The following is a 16,529-nucleotide window of genomic DNA, read 5'->3' on the forward strand; positions in this document are numbered from 1 at the left end:
GATAATTAGACTGAAGTATTACATTCTTCAAGTTTATCTTTTAGCTGATCAAGAGATTCATCTGAAATCTTTGAGTTCATTGGACAATGTTTTGGGCCACACATTGAACAAAACTCAGCCTTTTTAAAGATCTCTTCAGGGAGTGTCTCATCATGATACTGCTTTGCCCTTTCTGGATCTAATGAAAGTTCGAATTGTTTATTCCAATCGAAGTTATACCTTGCATGACTAAGTTCATCATCTCGATCCCTAGCGCCAGCTCTATGTCTTGCTATATCAGCAGCGTGAGCAGCTATTTTATAAGCAATTAATCCTTCTCGTACATCTTCTGCATTTGGAAGTCCTAGATGTTCTTTTGGGGTTACATAACATAGCATAGAAGTTCCATACCACCCTGCCATCGCGGCCCCAATGGCACTTGATATATGGTCATAACCAGGAGAAATATCTGTTACTAATGGACCAAGTACATAGAAAGGGGCTTCTGAACATTCTTCCATTTGCTTTCTTACATTAAACTCAATTTGATCCATAGGTACATGACCAGGACCTTCAACCATTACTTGAACATTATGTTCCCATGCTCTTCTAGTAAGCTCGCCTAAGGTCTTCAATTCAGCTAGCTGAGCATCATCAGAAGCATCATGCAAACATCCAGGTCTCAGTGAATCTCCTAGAGAAAAAGTACAATCATATTTCTTGAAAATCTCACAGATATCATCAAACCGCGTATAGAGAGGATTTTGTTTAAAATGATGTAACATCCATTGGGCTAAAATACCTCCCCCTCTACTTACAATTCCTGTAATTCTTCCTTTAACTTTTGGCAAATGCTCTATTAATAGACCAGCATGAATAGTTTGATAATCTACACCCTGCTGACAATGTTTTTCAATAATATGGAGAAAATCGTCTTCTGTTAGTCTATCTATTGAACCATGAACACTTTCTAAAGCTTGATAAACAGGAACAGTTCCTATTGGAATAGGAGATTCTTGAATAATTGCTTGTCGGACTTCATCTAAATTTACTCCTCCCGTAGATAGATCCATAACCGTATCAGCACCATATTTAACAGCAAGTTTCAGCTTTTCTACTTCTTCATTGATATCACTTGCATTAGGGGAAGCACCAATATTGGCATTAACTTTGCATCTAGAAGCAATACCTATAGACATTGGCTCAAGATTCAAATGATTAATATTAGCTGGAATAATTAATCTTCCCCTTGCCACTTCCTCCATTATTAAAGAAGAAGGTAAATTCTCTTTTTTAGCAACAAAATCCATTTCTTCAGTGATATATCCATTTCTCGCAAAGTTCATCTGAGTTACATTGTCTTTGCCAAGGCGAGGCTTAATCCAAGAACTTCTCATAATTTCTTAATTTTTAAAAGTGTTATTACTAAAGTTTGATCAAATCTCCACTTCCCTGCATCGAAATTAATGATTCAGGTTCAAAGGGTATGATCTCAGCTAAGTTAAATTTCTTAGCACCCCTAGTATGTATCTTATTAATAGCTCTTTTCTAAAAATAAGTCATCTCATATTACGTGAAAATCAATAAAATGATTTTATTTAATTTTTTTATAAGATTTTATCTTTTTTAGAATATTTTTTCTATCTAATTGTCTTTTTATATCCCTTTCCAAAATAATTAGAATCCCCATTAAGCCAATAGGTAAATAAAAAATCTTTCTTGGACTATCCCTAAATATCAATCCATTAATAGATATAAGGATCATTAAAGGAGCCACAAAAGACAAAACAAATCTTTTATTAATTTTCATCCATCAATTTTATTAGTTATTTCACTATTTAACTTTACTATGGATTCTGTTATCACTTTAATTCCAACAGCAATAGCTCTTTCATCCGGATCAAATTTAGAACTATGAAGAGGAGCACATCCATTGGAATTAGAAACCCCAAGCCTAAACATAGCTCCAGGAATTTCATTTAAGAATTCAGCGAAATCCTCAGCTCCCAATGATGGTTTTTGTAATTCGATAACATTTTCTTGACCCAAAACCTTAATTCCCGATTCTCTGAGGACTCTATTAATTTCAGAACTATTATTAACTGAAGGGGTAATTTCTCTAAATATTACTTTTGCGTCAGCTCCACAACTATTAGCTATAGAAGTGATATTTTCATTGAGCCAATTACCAATATTCGTAAATACTTTACGATTAGTGCATCTAACAGTACCAATTAAATTAACCTTTTCTGCGAGAACATTGAATGCATTGCCACCATTTATTTTCCCAAAAGTTATTACTACTGGATCTAGAGGGTCTAACTTCCGTGTTATTGATTCTTGAATTCCCGAGATAACTTTTGAAGCCGCCCAAATAGCATCAACTCCTTCATGAGGTCGAGCACCATGGCCTGATTTTCCTTTAATCTCAACATTAAGTTCTCCAGCAGCTGCAGTTAAACTTCCCTCTTTAATGCCAATAGTCCCTACAGATAAATCGGGGTAGACATGAACTCCAAAAATGTGGGTTAAACCATTAGTTGCACCATCCTTAATCATCCATCTAGCTCCACTCGCAATTTCTTCAGCAGGCTGAAAAATTATCCGAGTCCCAAAATTTAGTTTTAAATCCTTAATAATTTTTGCCACACCCAATCCAATCGAGATATGCAAATCGTGACCACAGGCATGCATAACACCATCTACTTTTGAAGAAAAACTTAATTTAGTTTCCTCAAATATTGGCAAAGCATCCATATCCACTCTTAAACCTATAATACCTTTATATTGGGGGCCAAAATCAGCTATAACTCCAGTCCTACCTATAGATTCTCTAACGTTCCAACCAATATCTTTTAAAAAACCACTGATCAAGATCGCTGTTTGATTTTCAAGTCCACTTAATTCCGGATGTTCATGGATATGTCTTCTTAAGTTAATTAGTTCATCATTAAACGAATCAATTTTTTTATGTAACTGATCTCTATTCATTACTTATTTTAAATCAATAAAATTCATTAAATCTTTAATTGGTTGTGGAGGCCATCTTCTTATTTTTTCTAACCATTCTTCATCACTATATCTAGGATCTAATTCAGTTACAGCTATCCAATTACTCTCTGCTTTACCAGCTTCACCGTTAGACCAATTCAAAGCTGTTAAAGCTGCCCTAGCATCTGCAAAATTTGGATAACGTCTAATTAACTTTATTAATTCTTTTTCAGCTTCATCAATATTTCCCAACTGGAAATCTGCTAACGCCAAACTTGACCTAGCCATGGCAAATCCTGGATTATATAAAGCAGCTTTTGAGAATAAATCTCTTGCTTCATCCCAATGGGACGTAGATCCTTCGACGTTAGCTAAATTATATAATGCAGAGAAATTGTTACTTTCTAGGGAAATAACGAACATATAATCCTTTTTCGCTTGCGACCATAAACCCAATGCTTCCTCAGCTATCCCCCTGTTAATGTAAGGATCTATTTCACTAGGATTCAAACTTATTGCCTTATTTTGGTCATCTATTGATCCCTTAACATCTCCTACAACAAGTCTTACATTTCCTCTATTGCTAAAACCTGCAGCATCATCAGGATAAGAATCGAGATATTGATTCCATTCTTGTAAAGCGAGGTTAAATTTTCCGCCTGAACTAAGATCTAACGCATTTTTAAACAAATCCTCTCTCAAAGATAATGAATAGCATGGTGCAATATAAAAAATATTGAAAAAAATAAAAATTAATAAAAAACAAACCTTAACTTTTTTAAAAGTTATCATCTTTTGAATCAATGTACTTTTTTCCTAAAGCAGTAAGCAATCTTCCTCGAGGAGTTCTCGTCAGAAAACCAATTTTAATGAGATATGGCTCAACTACAAATTCTAACATTGAAGAATCATCGCCCAACCCAGATGCAATTGAATCAAGGCCAATTGGAATATTATTGTTTTGGTTAAGAAAAGATAAATAGTGTCTATCTAAAGAATCCAATCCTTTTTCGTCTATTTGGTAAGAATTTAAAGCTTTTTTTATTAAATCCACTGAGATAGTATTAGTTTTCATAACAACTTGAGCATAATCTCTAACTCTTCTTAATAATCTTAAAGCAATTCTTGGAGTCCCTCGAGATATCTTTGCTAAATCATAAGATGCTTCATCTTCTAAATTGAGGTTTATTAATCGGGAGAAATTAACAATAATTTGTTTTAATTCATCACATGTATAAAATTCAACTTTCTGAGATATCCCAAATCTATCTCTTAGAGGTGCACTTATTGAAGCTAATTTAGTTGTCGCGCCAATCAGGGTAAACCTAGGAAGATTAATTGTTCTACAACGGGCTCCTCTGTTAGCTCCTACAGTTAAGTCAATTCTAAAATCCTCCATTGCAGAATATAACAACTCTTCAGTTAACCTATTTAAGCGATGTATCTCATCGATAAATAAAACTTCACCTTCTTTTAATCCAAGAAGTAAACCTACAATATCTCTTGGTCTTTCAATGGCTGGTGCAGTCGCAATCTTACATTTTGTATTCAATTCGTGGGCTATCAAAAAAGCAAGAGTAGTCTTCCCTAAACCAGGCTGTCCATAAAAAAGAGTATGCTCCAAAGGTTCTTTTCTAATAATTGAAGCATCTATAGCTATTCTTAAAGAAGATTTAAGTTGTTCTTGGCCAATAAATTCTTTTAAATTAAGAGGCCGGGCTAAGTTCAAATTATTATTTCTCTTTTCTTCTGGAATGTTTTTTGAATCAACTAGCCTAAATTCTTTTTTACGAAAAGAAAAGTCATTATCACCTACATTGGAAGAAATTATTGCCATAATAAAAGGTTAATTGCAATTGTTCTGAGTAGAAAGATTTTTTACAACTAAAATGGCAAAAAATTCAAACAAAGTTAAAAAAAATGCTAATAAAGCAAATAATTTTAAACTTCTAGCTGATAATAGATATGCAAAATTTCAATATGCAATATCTGAAACAATCGAAGCTGGAATTGAGCTTTTAGGGACTGAAGTAAAGTCCATTAGAAACGGAAAAGCAAATTTAAGAGACGGATATTGTTCATTCAGAGATGGTGAGATCTTGTTATTAAATGTTCACATTTCACCACATAAAAATGTGGGGTCTTTCTTTAATCATGATCCACTAAGAAATAGAAAGTTGCTACTACATAAAAAAGAAATAATAAAAATGAAATCTAATACTGAAAAAAAAGGAATGACTATTGTTCCATTATCTCTTTATTTAAAAGGCTCATGGATAAAACTAACTATTGGAGTTGGTAAAGGGAAAAAATTACATGACAAACGACAAGATGAAAAACAAAAAAGCATAAAAAAAGAAATCAACTCTGCACTAAAAAGATAAAAGATTAGGCGGAATTATTTAAAATATCAATCTAAACTTACTGAACTTGGAGGAGGGGAAGGATCTGGATCTGCAATTAGCATATGCTGCAACACAGTTTCTGGCCTCTCACTATCTCTCCAGCGAATTTTATATGCAGGCATTTTTGTACCTCTACTTGTAGTTTGCTCTACTGGTTCAATAACCCATCCTCTTCTTGATCGGCCTTGAGGATTTCTTTTTACTACTGCATCCGCGTGTTTGAAACGGAAACCAACACGTTCACCACTCATTTAAAAAATTTCGTATTGGATTAATTTAATTATTTTACTTCATTCGAGGGTGATTTTTCACTTTTTTTGGAAGTTATTTCTGGTTTTAACAATGGGAAAGGGATTACATCTCTAATCGATGCGCTATTAGTAATTAACATAATTAGCCTATCAATGCCTATACCTAATCCTCCTGTAGGAGGCATGCCAATCTCTAAAGCATTCAAAAAATCTTCATCTATGCAGTGAGCCTCAAGATCTCCTTCATCTCTAAGGGATTGCTGTAATTGCATTCTTTCTCTTTGATCTACTGGATCTATCAACTCACTAAACGCATTTGCCAGTTCTCGACCAACAATGAATAATTCAAATCTCTGAACTATTTCTTTATTATCATGATGAGGCCTAGCTAAAGGCGAAATTTCAACAGGATAATCAATAACAAAAGTGGGTTCTATAAGTTTTGATTCTACTTTTTGTTCGAAGACCTCATTTAAAAGTCTTCCCATAGTATTTACTTTATTAGAACAATCAACATTGATATTTTTAACGGCTTGTTTTGCTGCTAGAAAGTCTCCACTGAAAGAATCAAAATCAATCCCTGTATACTTTTTGACAATAGCTTTCATGGAAATTCTTGTCCAAGGCTTAGAAAAATCAATTTCTTTATTTTGATAATTTATGATTAAAGACCCACATGCATCAGCTAAGATATCTTTAATCAATTCTTCAGTTAAATTCATCATATCTATATAATCAGAATAAGCTTCATAAATTTCAACTGAGGTGAATTCTGGATTATGTCTTGTACTTATCCCCTCATTACGAAAGATTCTTCCCAATTCATATACTTTCTCAAAACCTCCAACAACCATTCTCTTTAAATGTAATTCTGTAGCTATTCTTAAATACAACGGAATATCTAATGTATTGTGATGAGTTATAAATGGTCTTGCATCAGCACCACCAGCTTCAGATTGCAGAATTGGAGTCTCTATCTCTAAAAAATTTCTATTATCTAGCCATTTTCTTATAAAACTTATACATTTCGCTCTGGTTTTAAATACATTTTTAGAGTGAGGATTTACTATTAAATCTAAATAACGTTGTCTATATCTTTTTTCAATATCAGTCAATCCATGCCATTTATCTGGGAGAGGTTGTAATGATTTGGATAACATTTCCCATTTTTCTACTTTAATTGAAAGCTCACCTTTATTAGTTTTTTTAATAGTTCCATAGACGCCTATCCAATCACCAATATCTACTATTTCCTTAAGATCTTCAAAAGAAAGTAATTTTTTGTGTTCTAAATCTAAGTTAATAATCCTTTGATCTAAATAAAGTTGAATCTGACCTTCTTGATCACTTATTGTGAAAAAGGCAATTTTACCCATCACTCTTTTTGACATTACTCTACCGGCAATAGAGATGCTGTAATCTTCTTCTTGACCATTTTCTAAATAATCAAATTTTTGAGAAAGAAATTTTGTAGTATGAGAAATTTTAAAACTTTCTGCATAAGAAGAAAATCCTTTTCTAACTAGTGAATCAGCTTTCTGTAAACGAGCTTCTCTTATTTCAGACAAAATTTACTGGAATATATTTGTTTTATTTCATTAAAGTATCAGACTAAGGCTTAACTTGCCAAAGATGTTGCTGTTTCGCCAACTCTCTGGGATGCATAACCAATTCCCCGAACAGTTAATATTAGTTCCGGATTTCTTGGGTCTGGTTCTAATTTTCCTCTTAATCTAGCGACATAAACATCTACAACTCTTAAATCTGCCGCCCTACGAGGAGGATAACCCCAAAGTTGTTCTAAAATTTCAGCTCGTGGAACAACTTTACCAGGCTCGTCAAATAATAATTCTAGAAGACTAAATTCAGTATAAGTTAAACTAATTCTTTCCCCAGCTCTTGAAACTTGTCTGCGATTAGTATCCACAACTAAACTACCAAATTTCATAACTCCTTTACCAGATGGAACTTCCTTAGTTTCAGTAACTGACACTGCAGGGCCCATTCTTCTCAAAATAGTAGCTATTCTCGCTTCTAACTCTTTTGGGCTGAATGGTTTAGATAAGTAATCATCAGCTCCTAAATCTAAACCTGCCACTCTCTCTGAAATCGCCTCAAGAGCAGTCAAAAATATTATTGGGACTACTGATTCGGCTCTAATTCTTCGGCATACTGCGAATCCGTCCATTTTTGGAAGCATAACATCAAGAACTATCAAGTCTGGGGAATCTCTGTGAAAAGATTCGAGAGCCTCTTCTCCATTAGTGGCTGAATAAACTTGATATCCTGCCAGTTGAAGTCTTGTGACTAATACCTTCAAAACTGCTGGTTCATCATCAACAACTAAAATTCTTGCTTTTGACATAGTTAAAAAAGATTTCCAGATATTTCAAAGCAAAGAATCATTGCATTGAACATATATTCTAACAATTAAAAATATAACATTACGAACCCTCAAAGAGATATTCTATGAGATATACAAAAATTTTAAATAAATTTAAGGATATTAATTTCTTGGATAGTTTTTACTTCTATAAGAAATTTATTAAGATACTTTTCTCCTTGAAGATTTAATGATTCTCATAAATTGGGAGCAAAGAAAAGGAGCAAAAAAACCTGTGAGAAAAACTTCAGCTACAATATTTTGAACACTAGGGATATAGAGTAAAAAAGTACTGCCTGAAAAATTTTTAAACATAATCTGCAAAAAATATAGGGTTCCGCATAAAAAGCTTCCAAAAGAGCAAATTAAACCATACCTGAAATGTCCCACCAAAATATCACTATGCAATTTAATTCTTCCAAACAAAAACCCACATAAAATTAAACCTGGAATTTGAGTAAAATTATTTTCTAGAGTTAAAGAATCTAAAATTAAACCTAGAAACAAACCAAACATTAGTCCATTAATTGATCCATTCATCATTGACCACGGCAACAACCAAAATAAAGGCCAGTATGGCTGAAAACCTTGAAAGCCAAGCCAATTAGGGTGCCATAAAAAAATAATTGGAATAAAAATAAACAGAACTATAGGAAATTTCTTTTCGAAAAATTTATTCATTAAATTTTTAATTTAAGAATTTGCACCCAATCAATAACATTAGGTTTTGCTAAAAGTGCTATTTTTATTCTTTTTTTTGCTTTAAATTGCTCATCTATCGATTGAACTATACCGATAGGAATATTTGGAGGTAGTAGCGTACTAGCAGGGGATGATGATATGAAATCTCCAACTTTTATATCAGTATCTTTTGAATATAATATTAAGCTAGGATAATCATCTCCTACCCCAACAAGTAATCCATTAATTTGAATTCTATCAATCCATACGGCTACCTTACTTTCTGGTGAGGTTAATAATGTCACGGAAGATGTAAATAAAGAAGTATTTTTTACTCTTCCTAATAATCCACCCGGGCCGATAACTGTGTTACCAATTTCGACTCCGTCTCTTGAACCCTTATTCAATATGATTTGTCTCCACCAACTTCCAGTTTTTCTTGAGATAACTGCAGCTGAAATAGCATCATCAATAGAAGAATCCTGAAGAGATAAAATTTCCCTTAATCTTGTATTATCTTTTTTTATAAGATTTATTTTTATTAAAGATTCTTGGTTTATACTGTCAAGAATAATTTCTTGCTGAAATTGACCAGGCCAAAAAGGCTTTGAAATAAAATAATAAAGATCTTTATAGATGGATCCTTTGGATATTCTTACAAAAATTAAAAATAAAAAAATGCCAAAAAATATCCAATTTTTCTTCTTATGCCACCAACGACTAGAAGAAATTCTTCGGATATCTAACATAGCATTAATCTCTTATCGCATTCCTTATAAAATCTGGAGTATCAACAACTCTTTTAAGTTTTTTAAAATCATCCAAAACCTCCCCACAACCATTTACTACACACAACAGTGGATTTTCGGCTATGTGAGTAAAAATTCCTGTTTCATCGCTTAATAAATCATTAATACCTCTTACTAAAGCTCCTCCCCCTGCAAGCATAATACCCCTATCTACAATATCTGCAGCCAGTTCGGGGGGAGTTCTCTCTAAAGTTCTTTTTACAGCTTCAACAATTTTGCCAAGTGTTTCAGCCATTGCTTCTCTTATTTCTCCTGATGTCAAAGTTACTGATCTAGGCAGTCCAGATAAAAGATGTAAACCTCTTACTTCATAGGTAGTTTTATCAAAATCATCATCAGGAAAAGCAGATCCAATTTTAATCTTAATGTCTTCTGCGGTTCTTTCTCCAACAACTAAATTATGAACTTTTTTAAGATACAGGGCAATTGATTCATTTATTTCATCGCCAGCTATTCGAACAGATTCACTTAATACTGTTCCACCCAAACTTAATACTGCAACCTCAGTAGTGCCACCACCAATATCAACAATCATAGTTCCAATTGGTTCAGTTACTGGTAATGATGCTCCTATTGCTGCTGCGACAGGTTCATCAATTAAGTGAACTTCTCTTGCTCCTGCTAACCCAGCTTCTCTTACTGCTCTTCGCTCTACACTGGTCACTCCACTTGGGATGCCAATTACTATTCTTGGAGCTACTATTCCCTTGCCTTCGTTACATTTCTGGATAAATGTTTTTATCATTTGCTCTGCCGCATCAAAATCTGCGATGACCCCATCTCTTAATGGTCTTACAGCTCTTATATTGCCAGGTGTTCTTCCAAGCATTAACTTTGCTTCTTTACCAACAGCCAGTGGAATCCCTTCTTCTAAATCCATAGCCACTACAGAAGGCTCTTGTAAAACTACTCCTTTACCGGATACATGTATGAGAGTATTGGCCGTCCCCAAATCTATGCCAATGTCTCTAGAAAATTTAAATCTGTTAAAAATCACAATAAAGAATACTTTTTTTAAATAATATATCTATTTTTTGTTTAGCTCTCACAATTCTTTCGTTTGGTTATGAATAGCACGCAAAACTTTGAGCAAAACCTAAAAATATGAGTATTATTAAAAAAAATTTTCTTATGGAAATTAACACCATTAATCTTGTAGGTAGAGCTGGAAGAGAACCAGATGTCAGATATTTTGAATCTGGCAGTATCGTAGCGAATTTCACTCTTGCAGTGAACAGAAGAAGCAGGGATGAAGAGCCAGACTGGTTTAATTTAGAAATATGGGGCAAACAAGCTCAAATAGCAGCAGATTATGTTAAAAAAGGATCCCTTATTGGAATTACAGGAAGCTTTAAAATTGATAGTTGGAAAGATAAAAATACTGGGGAAGATCGATACAAACCAGTCGTGAGAGTAGATAGATTAAATTTGCTGAGCTCGCGAAAAGAGTCTGAAAATAAACAGTATTCTAACGAAGGTAACTCTAGTGAAATCCCTTTTTAATCACTATTTTTTCTAACTAATCTAATAATCAGTTTTATAAAAAAATATAAGAAAATTAAAAATAAAATTGGCTTCACAAAATATTTAATTTGATCTAAATAAGTTTCAATAATTTGATAATTTTCACCAAAAAAATAACCTGCATAAGTGAGAAGTGCAACCCAAATCAAGCTACCTAATGTAGTCCAAATTAAGAATTTCCTTAATGGCATAAGTTCTATGCCAGCAGGAACTGAAATTAAAGTTCTAATTCCTGGCACTAATCGGCCCCAAAAAACCAAAGAGGTCCCATATTTTTCAAACCACCTTTTACTTTTGTTTAAATCATTCGAAGAAATTCCTAAAAATTTTCCTTTTTTGTCTAGAAAGCTTGAAAGTCTTTTTTCATTTACTAATTTTCCTAAGTAATACCAAGGCAAAGATCCTAGGATCGTTCCTAATAATCCCCAAAAAACTAAAATATAAAAATTTAATTTTTGTTGATAAACAAAAAACCCTCCTAAAGGCATAATTATTTCCGAAGGAATTGGAGGTATTATGTTTTCTAAAAACATTGCCAAACCTATAGTAAGGTATGCAATTGTTGAATTTTTTTCAACAGCCAAACTAATATAGTCAGGAATTGAAGTAAGTAAATTTATAAAAATTAAACTCAAACTTAGTATCTATAAAGTTCTGGTTTATAAGGTCCTTCAACAGAAACATTAATATAATCAGCTTGTTCCTTGGTTAATTTTGTTAATTTTGCACCAATTTTATCAAGATGTAATCTGGCTACCATTTCATCTAAATGTTTTGGTAAAACGTAAACTTCCTGAGCGTATTGTTCTGACTTATTGAAAAGTTCAATTTGAGCTAGTACTTGATTTGTAAAAGAATTACTCATTACAAAACTTGGATGTCCAGTTGCACAACCTAAATTTACTAATCTACCTTCAGCTAAAAGGATTATTTTATTGCCACTCGGTAAAGTTATGTGATCAACCTGGGGCTTTATATTTTCCCATGGATAATTTTTCAATGAAGCCACATCAATTTCATTATCGAAATGGCCGATATTACAAACTATGGCCTCATTTTTCATCTTTAAAAGATTTTCGTTTGTTATTACCTGATAGTTACCAGTTGCTGTAACAAATATATCTATATCTTCCACAACATCGTCTAAGGTAACAACGCTAAAACCTTCCATTGCTGCTTGAAGAGCACAAATTGGATCAATTTCAGCAACTTTTACAATTGCACCAAGCCCTCTTAAAGACTGGGCTGAACCTTTACCTACATCTCCAAAACCCATTACTAAAGCTACCTTCCCAGCAATCATTACATCAGTAGCACGCTTTATACTGTCAACTAGAGATTCTCGGCAGCCATATAAATTATCAAATTTGCTCTTAGTTACTGAATCATTAACGTTAATAGCGGGAAAAGGTAAAGCATTTTGCTTTTGCAGTTGATAAAGTCTGGCAACTCCAGTTGTAGTTTCTTCAGTAACACCAATGATGTTACTCTTGATTCTAGAATAGAAGTCACTATCATTTTCCAACTTAGACTTGATAGAATTGAATAAGGAAATTTCTTCTTCATTACTAGGATTATCTAAAACAGACAAATCTTTTTCTGCTTTACTACCAAGTATCAATAAGCCAGTTGCGTCTCCTCCATCATCAAGAATCATATTTGGAGAGTCTGAACCCCAGTCAAGGATGTAATGGGTATACTGCCAATATTCATCAAGACTCTCACCTTTTTTTGCATATACAGAAATTCCTCTATCTGCGATAGCTGCAGCCGCATGATCTTGAGTTGAAAAAATATTGCATGAAGCCCATTTCACCTCTGCACCTAGATCAACAAGGGTTTCTATTAGAACTGCTGTTTGGATAGTCATATGGAGACTTCCAGCTATTTTTGCACCTTTTAATGGCTTTTCAGATTGGTATTTATCTCTAAGTGCCATTAATCCTGGCATTTCTGTCTCGGCAATTTTAATTTCTTTACGACCAAAATCTGATAAAGAGATATCAGCAATTACGTAATTTGGAATGGAGGTTTTAATTGAATTTGCAATAACCATATCTAGTGAATACTTTATCTATTAAACTATAAATGATTTTTGTGTAATTTTGTGTTTGTTGAGAATTTAGAAGAGACTTTAAATTTAGGAAAAAAACTCTCACAAAAATTAAATCCACAATCAATAGTTTTATTACAAGGTCCAATTGGGGCCGGGAAAACTTCATTCGTACAAGGCATTGCCAAAGGACTATCTATCTATGAGGACATTACAAGTCCTACATTTGCTTTATCTCATCACTATAATTCCGGCAAAATTCCGCTCATTCACCTTGATTTATACAGGTTAGAAGATGTTTCTTCAGCAAAAGAAGTTTTTTTTTCAGAAGAAGAAGAGGCAGTTCAAAGCCAAGCAATTTTAGTTATTGAATGGCCAGAATTAATAGAATCAGTTATTGAAAATTTCTGGAAAATAGAAATTAGTTATGCAGAAAATTACGGAAGATACTACGAAATAAGAGATCCCAAAAATTTATTAACTTTCTCATAATATGGCTGTTGCTGGATGGCGCCCTCGCCAAGACAAGTTAATAATCCACAAACACCTGCGAACTTAATGCAATCTTCTATCTCTCGTTCATTTGAAGGGTAGCCAGAAGTAATTAATTTTGAAATTAAGCCAGCTAGAAAAGCATCGCCTGCACCAGTTGTATCGACAATTTTTTGTGAAGAAGGAGTTTCTGTAATTCCCTGCAATCCATTGATATACCATGCAACTGGATTTTTACCATCAGTTATTATTACATCTGGTCTATTGGACAATTGTTGAGATATTAGAAAGGGATTTTCATCCTCAAAAAACAAAGTTGCTTCTTCATTAGCAAGTTTTAAAACATTTGCATGATTTAAAAATTTTTTGATTAATTTAAATCTTGAGGCTTTACTAATTTCTGATGAAAAACTTGAATGATCCCAAAAGACTTCTCTCCAATTCAAATCAATAACTATTTTGACTTCAAATTTTTTAGCCTGTTCAAGCAGAAAAAAGATAGTCTCTCTTGATGCTGGAGATGATAATAAGATAGTTCCCGTAACCAAATATTTTGTTTCTAGAAAAGATTTCTCCAAATTTAAAATTTCTTTTTCGATTGATTTCTTACTTAGAACTTCGTCTGCAAAGCATGAGTAAGAATTTTCTTCAAAGCCTGAAAAAAAACGATCTCCAAATTGGTCTCTATCTACATTAACCACTCGAGTACATGAATTATTATCTAATTGCAAGAAATCTAAATTAACTTCCAATTCTTTAAATTGCATAATAAATTTTTTTCCATAATCATCACTACCCAAACGTCCAATAAATGTTGAATCTATTTTTAATTTTCTCAATGCACAAGCAACATTAGCAGGAGCGCCACCCAAAAAATCTCTAAATCCTTGATTTGACTTATTTCTGATCCTGTCTATTAAGGCCTCTCCAACACATATGACTTTTTTCTTTTTCATAAAGTAAATCCTCTTTCTTAACTAAGAATAATTTATTAAAAACGAATATTTTTTTTTTGAATTAAAGTTTAATTAACAGCATATTCATAGTGTCTTTAAATAAATCTGAAACTTGGAAATGGAAAAATTGGGAAATTTCTTGGTCTTTATCAAAAAAATCTACTATCAAAAAAAATATTAATATACTATTGATTCATGGATTTGGTGCATCAAAAAACCACTGGAGACATAATCAAGATTTTCTAGGTAAATTTTCTAACTGCTACGCAATTGACTTATTAGGATTTGGAAAAAGCAGTCAGCCTTGTGCTTTACTAAATTACGAACCTGATAAAGAAAACTCAATTAAATATTCATTTGACTTATGGGGTAATCAAATATCAACATTTTGTGCAGAAGTAATAAAATCTCCTGTTTACTTGGTAGGGAATTCAATTGGTGGTGTTATTTCGTTGAGAGCTGCTGAAATCCTAAAAGATTATTGCAAAGGTGTCATTTTAATTGATTGTGCACAAAGAACTATGGATGATAAACGTTTAAAAAAAAGTGATATCTTAATGAATCTAATGAGACCAGTTCTTAAAACGTTAGTCAGACAAAGAATCATTAGTAATACACTTTTTTCAAGAGCTGCTAATCCAAAAGTTATTAAGAAAATACTTGAACAAGCTTACCCCTCAGGAAAAAATGTAGATGAAGAATTAATTGAAATACTTTATCAACCCGCGAGAAGGGCAAACTCTAAAGAGGCGTTTCGTGGCTTTATAAACTTATTTGATGACTATCTTGCTACAGACCTTTTCGATCAGATTGATACTCCAATCCAATTAATTTGGGGGGAAAAAGATCCTTGGGAATCTCTAGATGAAGCTAAAGATTGGAGGAAAAAATTCAGGAATATTAAAAGACTAGATATTATTGAAGGAGCTGGTCATTGTCCTCATGATGAAGAACCTGAAAAAACAAATAAATTAATTTATGAATTTCTTCATGAAACAAAATAAGCTTCTACATTATCACTAAGTCTTCTCAAACCTCTTAATCCATCTCTTTCTAAGTTTCTCACTCGATCTCTGCTTATCCCTAGTACCCTTCCTATACCTGTAAGAGACATTGGTTCATCACCATCCATCCCGTATCTCATTCTTAGAACTCTACATTGTAGATCAGGTAATTGATGCAAAAGAGAGTGAAGATCTCCTCTCATACAATCCATCTCGATTTGTTCGTCTGGCAAATCCTCTCCACCCGCTAGTAAATCTAATAAAACAGTATCTTCACCATCACCAACCTTTGTTTCGAGACTCACTGGTTGTCCAGCCTTGCACATTAAATCTTTAACATCATCTTCTGGAAGATCCACATATTTGGCTAGTTCACTAACCGTTGGAGTTCGAGACATTTCTTGACTCAATTCTCTTTGACCTTTTTTCAACTTATTAAGCATTTCAGTTATATGAATTGGTAACCTTATCGCTCTACTTTTTTCAGCTATTGCCCTAGTAATACCTTGTCTAATCCACCAATAAGCGTATGTTGAGAATTTATAGCCTCTAGCTGGATCAAATTTTTCAACTCCCCTTACCAATCCAATTGTTCCCTCCTGAATAAGATCTAATAACTCCATATTTCTTTTGGTATATTTTTTTGCAACACTTACTACCAATCTTAAATTAGCAGCAACCATTCTTTCTTTAGCGCGTTGTCCAGCTCGTATCCTTTTTTTTATCTGGGAGGTAGTAAGATTTAATTTTTTTGATAATTCTTCAATGCTTGGCTTATCACCATTAATTTCAATTATTTCAAGTTCTGCTCTTTCAACTTGAACATATTCTTGAACTTGTCTGCCGAGAGTTATTTCTTGCTCATGGGATAATAAAGGAACTCTACCTATATCCCTTAAATATGATCTCACTAGATCTACATCATTACTAGCCTTTAGACTTGCAATTGATGTTAATTTATTCTCACTTATGATTTCGGAAGCCATGTAGGATAGATGTTG

At 33.1% G+C, this 16,529-nt stretch carries 19 protein-coding genes; 4 read left to right on the forward strand and 15 right to left on the reverse strand.

All coding sequences use genetic code 11. The features are described 5' to 3' along the window. Positions 1 to 5 precede the first annotated feature (5 nt). The 5 genes from thiC to ruvB all read right to left on the reverse strand — a co-directional run bounded on the left by thiC (position 6) and on the right by ruvB (position 4,807). A complete protein-coding gene (gene thiC / locus EU91_RS00655) occupies positions 6 to 1,376 on the reverse strand; it encodes a phosphomethylpyrimidine synthase ThiC (RefSeq protein ID WP_032525122.1) in 1,371 nt (456 codons plus the stop codon). A gap of 197 nt (positions 1,377 to 1,573) precedes the next feature. After that, positions 1,574 to 1,789 (reverse strand): DUF3188 domain-containing protein, encoded by a 216-nt coding sequence (locus EU91_RS00650; RefSeq protein WP_032525124.1) that lies wholly within the window; start codon positions 1,787 to 1,789, stop codon positions 1,574 to 1,576. Then, a complete protein-coding gene (locus tag EU91_RS00645; protein WP_032525125.1) occupies positions 1,786 to 2,970 on the reverse strand; it encodes an amidohydrolase in 1,185 nt (394 codons plus the stop codon). The genes EU91_RS00650 and EU91_RS00645 overlap by 4 nt, the downstream gene beginning before the upstream one ends. A 3-nt stretch (positions 2,971 to 2,973) precedes the next feature. Further along, positions 2,974 to 3,762: a tetratricopeptide repeat protein gene (locus EU91_RS00640; protein WP_032525126.1), complete on the reverse strand. Its 789-nt coding sequence runs from the start codon at positions 3,760 to 3,762 to the stop codon at positions 2,974 to 2,976. Beyond that, the gene (gene ruvB / locus EU91_RS00635) at positions 3,749 to 4,807 is read right to left on the reverse strand and encodes a Holliday junction branch migration DNA helicase RuvB (RefSeq protein WP_032525127.1); all 1,059 of its coding nucleotides are present in this window, start codon (positions 4,805 to 4,807) and stop codon (positions 3,749 to 3,751) included. Before ruvB ends, EU91_RS00640 begins: the two co-directional genes overlap by 14 nt. Positions 4,808 to 4,859: 52 nt before the next feature. Between ruvB and smpB the strand changes: the two genes are divergently transcribed. Further along, complete coding sequence (gene smpB, locus EU91_RS00630) at positions 4,860 to 5,354, forward strand: SsrA-binding protein SmpB (RefSeq protein WP_032525128.1); 495 nt, start codon at positions 4,860 to 4,862, stop codon at positions 5,352 to 5,354. Positions 5,355 to 5,380: 26 nt separating this feature from the next. Here the strand turns inward: smpB and EU91_RS00625 are convergent, their stop codons facing one another. The 6 genes from EU91_RS00625 to EU91_RS00600 form a co-directional block, all read right to left on the reverse strand. Further along, a complete protein-coding gene (locus tag EU91_RS00625; RefSeq protein ID WP_002805793.1) occupies positions 5,381 to 5,626 on the reverse strand; it encodes a hypothetical protein in 246 nt (81 codons plus the stop codon). A gap of 29 nt (positions 5,627 to 5,655) precedes the next feature. After that, entirely contained in the window at positions 5,656 to 7,194 is a 1,539-nt protein-coding gene (gene lysS, locus EU91_RS00620) for a lysine--tRNA ligase (RefSeq protein ID WP_032525129.1), read from the reverse strand. A gap of 50 nt (positions 7,195 to 7,244) precedes the next feature. Continuing rightward, on the reverse strand, positions 7,245 to 7,991 hold the full coding sequence (rpaB, locus tag EU91_RS00615) for a response regulator transcription factor RpaB (RefSeq protein WP_032525130.1): 747 nt from the start codon (positions 7,989 to 7,991) through the stop codon (positions 7,245 to 7,247). 180 nt (positions 7,992 to 8,171) lie between these two features. Next, positions 8,172 to 8,690 carry a hypothetical protein gene (locus EU91_RS00610; protein ID WP_032525132.1) on the reverse strand — a complete coding sequence of 173 codons (519 nt, stop codon included), beginning with the start codon at positions 8,688 to 8,690 and terminating at the stop codon, positions 8,172 to 8,174. Continuing rightward, the gene (mreC, locus tag EU91_RS00605) at positions 8,690 to 9,439 is read right to left on the reverse strand and encodes a rod shape-determining protein MreC (protein WP_032525133.1); all 750 of its coding nucleotides are present in this window, start codon (positions 9,437 to 9,439) and stop codon (positions 8,690 to 8,692) included. The genes EU91_RS00610 and mreC overlap by 1 nt, the downstream gene beginning before the upstream one ends. A 4-nt stretch (positions 9,440 to 9,443) precedes the next feature. Continuing rightward, on the reverse strand, positions 9,444 to 10,496 hold the full coding sequence (locus EU91_RS00600; protein WP_032525134.1) for a rod shape-determining protein: 1,053 nt from the start codon (positions 10,494 to 10,496) through the stop codon (positions 9,444 to 9,446). Positions 10,497 to 10,630: 134 nt separating this feature from the next. On the opposite strand from EU91_RS00600, the gene EU91_RS00595 reads away from it, so the two are divergent. Beyond that, entirely contained in the window at positions 10,631 to 11,002 is a 372-nt protein-coding gene (locus EU91_RS00595; protein WP_032525262.1) for a single-stranded DNA-binding protein, read from the forward strand. On the opposite strand, the gene EU91_RS00590 is transcribed toward EU91_RS00595, so the two are convergent. Together EU91_RS00590 and ahcY are read right to left on the reverse strand one after the other, a co-directional pair. Further along, a complete protein-coding gene (locus EU91_RS00590; RefSeq protein WP_032525135.1) occupies positions 10,999 to 11,658 on the reverse strand; it encodes a DedA family protein in 660 nt (219 codons plus the stop codon). The genes EU91_RS00595 and EU91_RS00590 overlap by 4 nt on opposite strands. 2 nt (positions 11,659 to 11,660) lie before the next feature. Continuing rightward, positions 11,661 to 13,079, reverse strand: a complete 1,419-nt coding sequence (gene ahcY, locus EU91_RS00585; RefSeq protein ID WP_032525136.1) for an adenosylhomocysteinase — start codon at positions 13,077 to 13,079, stop codon at positions 11,661 to 11,663. Positions 13,080 to 13,130: 51 nt separating this feature from the next. Between ahcY and tsaE the strand changes: the two genes are divergently transcribed. Then, positions 13,131 to 13,568, forward strand: a complete 438-nt coding sequence (tsaE, locus tag EU91_RS00580) for a tRNA (adenosine(37)-N6)-threonylcarbamoyltransferase complex ATPase subunit type 1 TsaE (protein WP_032525137.1) — start codon at positions 13,131 to 13,133, stop codon at positions 13,566 to 13,568. Here tsaE and EU91_RS00575 read toward each other — a convergent pair. Next, on the reverse strand, positions 13,526 to 14,524 hold the full coding sequence (locus EU91_RS00575) for a carbohydrate kinase family protein (protein ID WP_032525138.1): 999 nt from the start codon (positions 14,522 to 14,524) through the stop codon (positions 13,526 to 13,528). The genes tsaE and EU91_RS00575 overlap by 43 nt on opposite strands. An 89-nt stretch (positions 14,525 to 14,613) precedes the next feature. On the opposite strand from EU91_RS00575, the gene EU91_RS00570 reads away from it, so the two are divergent. Beyond that, positions 14,614 to 15,528: an alpha/beta fold hydrolase gene (locus tag EU91_RS00570; RefSeq protein ID WP_032525139.1), complete on the forward strand. Its 915-nt coding sequence runs from the start codon at positions 14,614 to 14,616 to the stop codon at positions 15,526 to 15,528. Here EU91_RS00570 and EU91_RS00565 read toward each other — a convergent pair. Then, positions 15,513 to 16,514: an RpoD/SigA family RNA polymerase sigma factor gene (locus EU91_RS00565; RefSeq protein WP_032525140.1), complete on the reverse strand. Its 1,002-nt coding sequence runs from the start codon at positions 16,512 to 16,514 to the stop codon at positions 15,513 to 15,515. The genes EU91_RS00570 and EU91_RS00565 overlap by 16 nt on opposite strands. Positions 16,515 to 16,529: the final 15 nt, after the last annotated feature.

The organism is Prochlorococcus marinus str. GP2, from assembly GCF_000759885.1.
Taxonomy (GTDB): domain Bacteria; phylum Cyanobacteriota; class Cyanobacteriia; order PCC-6307; family Cyanobiaceae; genus Prochlorococcus_A; species Prochlorococcus_A marinus_J.

Coding starts and splice junctions, on each gene's coding strand:
- thiC (WP_032525122.1), bottom strand. CDS start 1,376: ATGAGAAGTTCTTGGATTAAGCCTCGCCTTGGCAAAGACAATGTAACT.
- rpaB (WP_032525130.1), bottom strand. CDS start 7,991: ATGTCAAAAGCAAGAATTTTAGTTGTTGATGATGAACCAGCAGTTTTG.
- EU91_RS00625 (WP_002805793.1), bottom strand. CDS start 5,626: ATGAGTGGTGAACGTGTTGGTTTCCGTTTCAAACACGCGGATGCAGTA.
- EU91_RS00640 (WP_032525126.1), bottom strand. CDS start 3,762: ATGATAACTTTTAAAAAAGTTAAGGTTTGTTTTTTATTAATTTTTATT.
- EU91_RS00650 (WP_032525124.1), bottom strand. CDS start 1,789: ATGAAAATTAATAAAAGATTTGTTTTGTCTTTTGTGGCTCCTTTAATG.
- EU91_RS00645 (WP_032525125.1), bottom strand. CDS start 2,970: ATGAATAGAGATCAGTTACATAAAAAAATTGATTCGTTTAATGATGAA.
- smpB (WP_032525128.1), top strand. CDS start 4,860: ATGGCAAAAAATTCAAACAAAGTTAAAAAAAATGCTAATAAAGCAAAT.
- EU91_RS00575 (WP_032525138.1), bottom strand. CDS start 14,524: ATGAAAAAGAAAAAAGTCATATGTGTTGGAGAGGCCTTAATAGACAGG.
- ahcY (WP_032525136.1), bottom strand. CDS start 13,079: ATGGTTATTGCAAATTCAATTAAAACCTCCATTCCAAATTACGTAATT.
- EU91_RS00610 (WP_032525132.1), bottom strand. CDS start 8,690: ATGAATAAATTTTTCGAAAAGAAATTTCCTATAGTTCTGTTTATTTTT.
- EU91_RS00595 (WP_032525262.1), top strand. CDS start 10,631: ATGGAAATTAACACCATTAATCTTGTAGGTAGAGCTGGAAGAGAACCA.
- EU91_RS00565 (WP_032525140.1), bottom strand. CDS start 16,514: ATGGCTTCCGAAATCATAAGTGAGAATAAATTAACATCAATTGCAAGT.
- mreC (WP_032525133.1), bottom strand. CDS start 9,439: ATGTTAGATATCCGAAGAATTTCTTCTAGTCGTTGGTGGCATAAGAAG.
- ruvB (WP_032525127.1), bottom strand. CDS start 4,807: ATGGCAATAATTTCTTCCAATGTAGGTGATAATGACTTTTCTTTTCGT.